The organism is Nostoc sp. DedQUE02, assembly GCF_034531035.1.
Taxonomy (GTDB): domain Bacteria; phylum Cyanobacteriota; class Cyanobacteriia; order Cyanobacteriales; family Nostocaceae; genus Nostoc.
Genome location: NZ_JAVRBY020000001.1, coordinates 626,622 through 634,517 on the forward strand (window position 1 = coordinate 626,622; position 7,896 = coordinate 634,517).

The 7,896-nt window shown below is 42.5% G+C and carries 7 protein-coding genes; all 7 read right to left on the reverse strand.

Features of this window, described 5'->3' with window-relative positions:
- Positions 1 to 27: 27 nt before the first annotated feature.
- The 7 genes from RMX98_RS02545 to RMX98_RS02575 all read right to left on the reverse strand — a co-directional run bounded on the left by RMX98_RS02545 (position 28) and on the right by RMX98_RS02575 (position 7,678).
- Positions 28 to 324: a DUF2288 domain-containing protein gene (locus RMX98_RS02545; protein WP_322679256.1), complete on the reverse strand. Its 297-nt coding sequence runs from the start codon at positions 322 to 324 to the stop codon at positions 28 to 30.
- Between the two features lie 379 nt (positions 325 to 703).
- Positions 704 to 1,741, reverse strand: coding sequence for an AI-2E family transporter (locus RMX98_RS02550; RefSeq protein ID WP_322679255.1), 1,038 nt, complete (start codon positions 1,739 to 1,741; stop codon positions 704 to 706).
- Positions 1,742 to 1,970: 229 nt separating this feature from the next.
- Complete coding sequence (locus RMX98_RS02555) at positions 1,971 to 2,609, reverse strand: lysophospholipid acyltransferase family protein (protein WP_322679254.1); 639 nt, start codon at positions 2,607 to 2,609, stop codon at positions 1,971 to 1,973.
- Between the two features lie 173 nt (positions 2,610 to 2,782).
- The gene (gene fabD, locus RMX98_RS02560) at positions 2,783 to 3,664 is read right to left on the reverse strand and encodes an ACP S-malonyltransferase (RefSeq protein ID WP_322679253.1); all 882 of its coding nucleotides are present in this window, start codon (positions 3,662 to 3,664) and stop codon (positions 2,783 to 2,785) included.
- Between the two features lie 88 nt (positions 3,665 to 3,752).
- Complete coding sequence (locus tag RMX98_RS02565; protein ID WP_322679252.1) at positions 3,753 to 4,745, reverse strand: beta-ketoacyl-ACP synthase III; 993 nt, start codon at positions 4,743 to 4,745, stop codon at positions 3,753 to 3,755.
- A 147-nt stretch (positions 4,746 to 4,892) separates the two neighbouring features.
- A complete protein-coding gene (plsX, locus tag RMX98_RS02570) occupies positions 4,893 to 5,915 on the reverse strand; it encodes a phosphate acyltransferase PlsX (protein WP_322679251.1) in 1,023 nt (340 codons plus the stop codon).
- A gap of 281 nt (positions 5,916 to 6,196) precedes the next feature.
- The gene (locus RMX98_RS02575) at positions 6,197 to 7,678 is read right to left on the reverse strand and encodes a leucyl aminopeptidase (RefSeq protein WP_322679250.1); all 1,482 of its coding nucleotides are present in this window, start codon (positions 7,676 to 7,678) and stop codon (positions 6,197 to 6,199) included.
- Between the last annotated feature and the right edge of the window lie 218 nt (positions 7,679 to 7,896).

Sequence of the window (7,896 nt, forward strand, 5' to 3'; positions counted from 1 at the left end):
TTGAAAATTTGTTTAATTGCAAGTCCTCTAAGCAAGAGTTATTTCTTGTGCCAAAACGTAAGGCTGGACGATGAGAGTATTAAATCGTTTACTACGGTCAAGATTCCATTCTCCTACTTGTACTGTAGTGGGTTTGGTAATTAATAGCTCATCAATCCACTGCTGCACTGATGGAATGTTATCGCTGGCGATCGCTACTCCAACATCCAGTATGTTTAACTCAGATGCCACCAAAATTACTGCATCTCGTTGTACATGAGGAATTAGCCACTCCCACTCTGCCTCATCCAAAATTTTTGTTAATTCCGCTCTTAAATCCGACATTATTTCCCAATTTGTCTTGTCTAACATTCTATTTTACATTAGATAGACCGCTTCTAAAATTTCAAATAATGTCCAAAAACTTATTTTCAGGCTAATAGCTTAAATCGCTTTAACCTAAATAATTGCAATATTTATATTCCGTTATATATGCTATTAGCAAAATACTTAATTAGCTGGCTGTCAGACTATTTTTGCTATATATTTATTAACAGACTATTGCTTTTTTAACTCATCATATAAAACTAATATTTAATTACGTGAAAAATCTCAGTATAATTGGAAAGCCTTCTTTCCTATTGCCTATTGCCTATTGACTATTGCCTATTACCTATTACCTGTCTACGCAAATCAGTTCCAAAATCAAAGCAAATTCCTATAACTAAACTTCTGCCTTCATTTCATCAATTTCAAATAAAGACACAATTACTCCAGCGATGGGAATAGATATAAAAACACCTAATAAACCTGCTACTTTAGCGCCTACTAACAAAGCAAAAAATATGACTACAGGATTAAGATTCAGCGCGCCTTGCATAATTCTGGGCGCAATCAAGTTATCTTGTATCTGTTGAAGGATAATACAAGCGATTAATACTTTCAATGCTAACCAAACACCTTGAGACAATACAAACAGAGTAATTGTGCTGACTCCTAATGTTGCTCCTATGCCAGGAATAATATCAACGACTCCAACTATTATCGACAAGATTAGAGCGAAAGGTACTTTTAATACTAAGAAAACTAAGAACGTTGAAATTGTTAAGAATGCGCTTAATAATAGCTGACCTCTAAAAAATCCTAAAAAAGACTTTTTGATTATATTTGTAAATCTATTTCGACGATGTTTCGGTACTATTTTTAAAATAAAATTCCACAGCTTGTCTCCATCTAATAGCATGAAGAAAGCCACAACTGCAATCAATATAAAAGTTACAAAATTCGTCATAAAACCTTGTAGAATAGCTAAACTAGTTACAAGAGTCGATACAGCTTGATTCCGCACTTGTTCTTCAATAAAGCTTAAATCTATCTGTGAGTTCCGGCTTCGCAAAAATTCTTCAACCCTCTCTAATAAAGGGGCTAAAGAATTTAAAAACCTAGTTATACTGTCAATTAATTGCTGTCCTTGAGATAAAACTGTTAAGCTCACGGTAATTATCACACTGCCAATAATCACAATACTCAGCAAGAAAACAACACCAACAGCTACACCGTGAGGCAAAAAACGCCGTAGCCATTGCACAGGATAGCTGAGTAAAAAAGCCAAAATTGCCGCAAATGTGAAAATAACAATGACTGCTTCAAAGTAAGCTAAAAGCTGTACGATTGCCCAACCAGAAGCAACTAAAAGCAAAAAGCGGACTAACGCCAGATTATTTAATCGCTCCCAAAAATTCTTGGCTTCAAAGCCGCTCATAATAATTTCTAATGGGCTTCGCCCCACTACGCTAACGTAATTTGTAATTCGTAATTAATATGTAAGAAAAGCTAGTAGTGTAGCGTGAGATAGTTGCCCATACTACAAGATGGATAATTTATTTGTTGGAAGTCCCTTAATTGATTGCTAAAGTGAATTGACTTTAAGATTAGAGAAACTTGATAGCGATCGCTACCTCCTTAAAGCATATATCTCTTGCTTGTCTAACTCATCTTCCTAAATCATGCATTTCGTTAATTACTGTGGCACACTTTTGTGTTAAGCTCTCTAATTCTTCTTTGTTACTGGAAATGGGAGCATCAATCAAGTTACCAATTCTCACAGTGATGGGAACTGCACGGGGTAGCGACGATCCTTTTTGTAAAATCTCCTCAGTACCCCAAACACTGACTGGTAGTATTGGGGCTTTTGCTTTCGCCGCTAGCAGTAATGCACCTCTTTTGGGGTCTGTAATTCGACCATCGGGGGTGCGAGTACCTTGCAAGAAAACACCGACAGCCCAACCTTTATTGAGATAATCTAGGGCGGCACGGATGGCATTGCGATCGGCATTTCCCCGGCTGACTGGGTAAGCGCCATACAATTTAATCGCTTGCGCCAAAACGGGGATATTAAATAACTCTTCCTTAGCCATGTACGCCACTGGACGACGTACACAATTAGAGACAATCGGTGGGTCAAAGTAACTAGCGTGATTACTCACTACCAGTAGCGGTCCTGATTTGGGAACATTTTCCGCACCATAAATTTGACCCCGAAAGTAAGCGTGAAGCATGGGACTGACGACTGACCATTTAAAGGCGTGGTAAAGTGCCAGACTGATAAACGGTTCGCGGTTTTTGTCCACAGAAGATAATACAAATCAAACTGAATTTAGCATAAGCGATCGCAACACCCAGATCAAATGCAAAAAAGCTATAGAGATGAATTGCTTCACTCATCTGGGAACACTAAATCTAGAAATCTTTAGAGTTCAGCAGTATAGTTAGCACTACAGTCAGTATTCCTGGATATAAAAAATTAAACAGACAAATCAGCAGCACTCTGGATATTTTTTAATATTAAGTCAGGGCTAATACGTTTAATTAAACCAGTTAGCACTTTACCAGGGCCAATTTCTATTACTTGCTGAATGCCGTTGACTGGTAATTGCAGACAAATTTCTCGCCATCTTACAGAGCCAGTCATTTGTTTGTTCAAGCGTTGCTTTAAAGTATTGGCATCAATAGACGGAATTGGTTCTACATTAGACAGCACTGGCACAGTCGCTGGCTGAAATTCTACAGATTCTAGAATATCTTGAAATTCGGTAGCTGCTGGTGCAATTAAATGTGAATGAAATGCTCCAGAAACTTTGAGGGGAACCGCACGCTTTGCTTTAACTTGAGTCATCACCGCTTGTACAGCCTCAGTCGTGCCTGAAATTACCACCTGAGCCGAACTATTATCATTTGCTATCACCACATCAGGCGTTTGAGCAATAATTTTTTCTAACTGTTCGCGGTCAAAGTTCATCAAAGCTGCCATCATCCCATCGATGGAACTATCCATAAGTTCTGCACGACGCTTCACCAGATATAAACCAGCCGACCATTCAAAGACACCTGCTATATAAAGAGCAGTATATTCTCCCAAACTGTGGCCAGCAACTAAATCTGGCTGGTGTCCTCGCTCTCGAAGCAGGTCAGCAAGAATGCTTTCGATCACATAAAGACTTGGTTGAGTATACAGCGTTTGTGATAACTTCTCTTCTTGAGTTTGACAAATTTCAGTTACAGACCAGCCCAAAATATCCTCAGCTTTGGCAAGCTTGTCTTTAGCGGACGGTATATCTAGTAAATCCATTCCCATTCCCAGCGTTTGGGAACCTTGTCCGGGAAACACCCATGCAGTTTTTGTCATTTGTCAATAGTCAGTGGTCATTGGTCATTTGTCATTGGTCATTTGTCATTCACAAAGGACAAATGACTAATAACTAATGACAAAATATTTATTTTCCCCATTGAAAGATTGCCGCTCCCCAGGTAAGACCGGCGCCAAAGCCGGATGTAGCAACGATGTCATTGGGTTTAATTTTACCTTGTCGTACTGCTTCATCTAAAGCTAAGGGGATGGAAGCGGCTGAAGTATTGCCATACTGGGCGAGATTACTGATAACTTTTTGTTCTGGGATATTCAGGCGTTGGGCAACGGCATCAATAATGCGCTGATTGGCTTGATGCAATATCAGCCAATCTATTTGATCAACGCTGAGGTTGGCTTGAAACAAGGCTTTATCAATTATTTCTGGCACTTTTTGAACAGCAAAGCGGTAGACTTCTTTGCCGTTCATCGTAATCGGTTGATAAGTGCCTTTGGTGATATTTACATCCGGGAGCAGTTCTTGGGAAACGCCTGTATAAGCAAGGTTGAGGTAATGGTTTTGAGTCCCATCACTTTTAAGTGCAAATCCTAATAAGCGATCGCTTTTGGCAGCCTGTAACACCACTGCCCCTGCTCCATCACCAAATAAAACACAAGTGCGCCGATCTTCCCAATCTACCCAACGAGACAGGATATCTGCCCCTATCAACAGTACATTTTTGTAGACACCTGTTCTAATATATTGGGCTGCTGTTACCAAACCAAACACAAAGCCAGAGCAGGCAGCCGTCAAGTCAAAGGCTACTGCGTTAGTAGCTCCCAATTGAGCTTGTACTTGACAGGCGCTACCAAACAAATCATCAGGGGTGGAAGTCGCTAGCAGAATCAGGTCTAGGTCTTCTGGTTTTATTCCTGATCCAGCGATCGCCTCAGTACTGGCGGCAGTAGCGAGTACACTCAAAGACTCAGATGGCAATGCTAATCGCCGTTGACGAATTCCGGTTCTTGTGGCAATCCACTCGTCTGATGTTTCAACTAGTTCACTCAATGTTTGGTTGTGCAGGGAAGTTGCTGGTACTGCCGAGCCGCTTCCGGTAATTGCTACGCCTAAGTTTTGCACTCCTAATCTCCCAAGCTATCAGCTTTTTGTCTTTTGTCCTTTGTCCTTTGTCCTTTGTCAGTTGTCCTTTACAAATGACCAATGACTAATACTTCGACTACGCCCTTCGACTACGCTCAGGACAAGCTCAGTACAAGTGACTAATGACTAACCGCTCTCGCGCTCTAGGATATATTGGGTCTGAATTCGTTGTATCACTTGGTTGTCAACAGCTTCTTTAGCCATGCGAATTGCATTGAATATTGAAGGAGCTTGTGAGCTACCGTGACCAATAAAACAGACTCCTGCCACGCCTAACAGCAATGCACCACCATGTTCTGCGTGATCCATTCGCTGCTTAATCCGCTTCAGGTTTGGTTTTAAGAGTGCTGAACCGATTTGACCGTGCAATCCTTGGGGCAATTCTTCTCGAAGAATTTGCAGAATTACTTCTCCAACTGCTTCGGCAAATTTTAATAATACATTGCCCACAAAGCCATCACAGACAATTACATCAAAGTGACCAGAAAGCACATCACGCCCTTCGGCATTGCCAATAAAATTAATTTGAGAATTTTCGCGTAGCAGTTGATGGGCACGGACTGCGGCATCATTGCCCTTAGAGTCTTCTTCACCGATATTCAGCAAACCTACCTTTGGCTCAGTTGTACCCAAGACATACTGACTGTAAGCCGATCCCATAACCCCAAACTGCTCTAAAAACTTGGGACGGCAATCTACATTCGCGCCGACATCAAGTACTAACACTGGCTTACCGGCAATAATCGTGGGAAAAACAGTCCCGATGGCTGGGCGGTCAATTCCCGGCAATCGTCCTAAGCGGAGCAAAGCTGATGCCATAGCTGCCCCAGAGTGACCCGCAGAAAATACCGCATCTGCCTTTTGCTGCTTGACTAAATCCATCGCTACGTTAATAGAAGCCTTACGTTTGCGTCTAACTGCATTTAAAGGCTCCTCATCCATAGCGATCGCTTCTTCAGCAGTCACGATCTCCACCTGCCCTAAACTTGTTTTTGATGGCAAGGCAGCTTCTATTTGTTGGGGATCACCAACCAACAATATATCTACACCCAATTCTTCTCTTGCTCGCAATGCGCCAGCAACGATTTCACCGGGTGCGTGATCCCCTCCCATTGCGTCAATTGCGATCCTTACGCGAGTCGATCCCATTGCTCACAGCTTCTAGAAACCTTACAAATTTTACCAGATGGCTTCACCGAAAAAGCTTAACTTTCTCACCGCCAAATTACTTCTGTTACTATTGCAACAATTTTTGCTGGCAAGCTCAAGATAGCACGAATTTGGGGATTGGGGATTGGGGATTGGGCACAAGAGGCAAAGGGGCAGAGGGGCAGAGGCGATGGGAAAGACTTACTGCAACTGCTCCCCTGCTCCCCTGCTCCTCGGTCACTGAGCGTAGCCGAAGTGCTGCTCCCCTGCTCCCTTACTCCCTACTCCCCAATTCCTAGCACCCAATCAACTAGCGTCCGAACGCCGTAGCCAGTTGCCCCGGCGCTGTTGTAGCCATTTTCTTTATCTGTCCACACTGGGCCAGCAATATCTATATGCGCCCAAGGGGTTTCTTTAACAAATTGCTTGAGGAAAAGGGCTGCGGTAATTGCACCACCTGGACGCGGCCCTGTATTTTTCATGTCCGCTATACCTGACTTTAACCCTTCAAAATATTTTTCTTCCATTGGCATCCGCCAAATCTTTTCTCCTGAAGTTTGGGCAGCTTTTTCGATCTGGGAAGCAACACCATCATCGGGAGTGTACAAACCAGCAATATCGTCACCCAAGGCAATGACGTTGGCACCAGTCAGGGTGGCTAAATCAACGATCGCATCTAATCCCAATTTTTCGGCATACACCAAGGCATCTGCTAAGGTCAAACGTCCTTCTGCATCGGTGTTGTTCACTTCGATTGTTTTGCCGTTTGATGCTGTGAGAATGTCTCCAGGGTGCATGGCATGACCGCTAATCATGTTTTCGGTTACTGCGGAGATGAAGTGAACTTCCGAATCCGGCTTAATTTGAGCAATTGCTTTTGCTGCGCCGAAGGTAGCAGCTGCACCCCCCATATCCATCTTCATGGTTTCGATGCCGCTACCTGCACCTTTAATGTTGAGTCCGCCGGAATCGAAGGTTACACCTTTACCAATAATTGCTAATTTCTTTTTGGGTGTACCTTCTGGCTTGTAAGTTAGGTGAATGAATTTCGGTGGCAAATCGGAAGCTTGGGCTACTCCTAAAAATGCACCCATACCCAACTTTTCACAGTCTTCTCGTTCTAGAATTTCCAGTTGTAAACCGTATTCTTTGGCAATCGCTTGAGCTGTTTCCGCTAAAGTAATTGGTGTTACCGCGTTGGCTGGTGCTGCGACTAATTGCCGTGCCAAATTTACCCCGGAAACAATTTGATGAGCGCGGGTGATTGCAGCTTCTTGCCCGCCGAATCCTAGTAAATCTACGGTTTCTATTTGTGAACCTTTATCTTCTGGTTCGGATTTAAAGCGAATATCTTGGTAAAGTGCTAATTCCACACCTTCTGCGATCGCTTGGGCACTGGCAGCTGGATCGTTGTTCCATAATGGAAAACTAAATCCGAGAGTTTTGCTTTTTTGCTTTTTTCCTACCCTGGCTACAGCCGCAGCAGCGCGGCGCAGAGTATCTAGTTTTAGTGCATCTGGTTTGCCTAAACCTACCAAAATCAATTTCCGCACTGGGCTACCAGCATTTACACGGGTGAAAATTGTAGTGTTGGCTTTACCTTTAAATTCTTCTTCGGTAATCAGTTCTTTTAAAACCCCAGAAAACTTTTGATCTAAAGTAGCTAGTTCTCCGGTTAACTCTACTGCATCTTCAAATAATCCAATTGCCAAACTATCGCCTGCCCACTCTAGCAAAGGCTTATCACTAGGTTGAATTGTCATTTTGGGATTTTGTGTAAATATTCCTTCCTGTACCAGTATTGCTCAAAATTCTGGTTTCATGGTGAGAGGAGTGGGTATTGGGTATGGTGGAAAAGGGGTCAATAGCTATAATTTAGCCAATTGGTATAAATATAGGAATCTGGTTTGATTACTGAAATCACTTGGCTTAGTAGGCAATAGGCAAAAGGCAATAGGCAAGAGGATTTTAGAAGATTAAG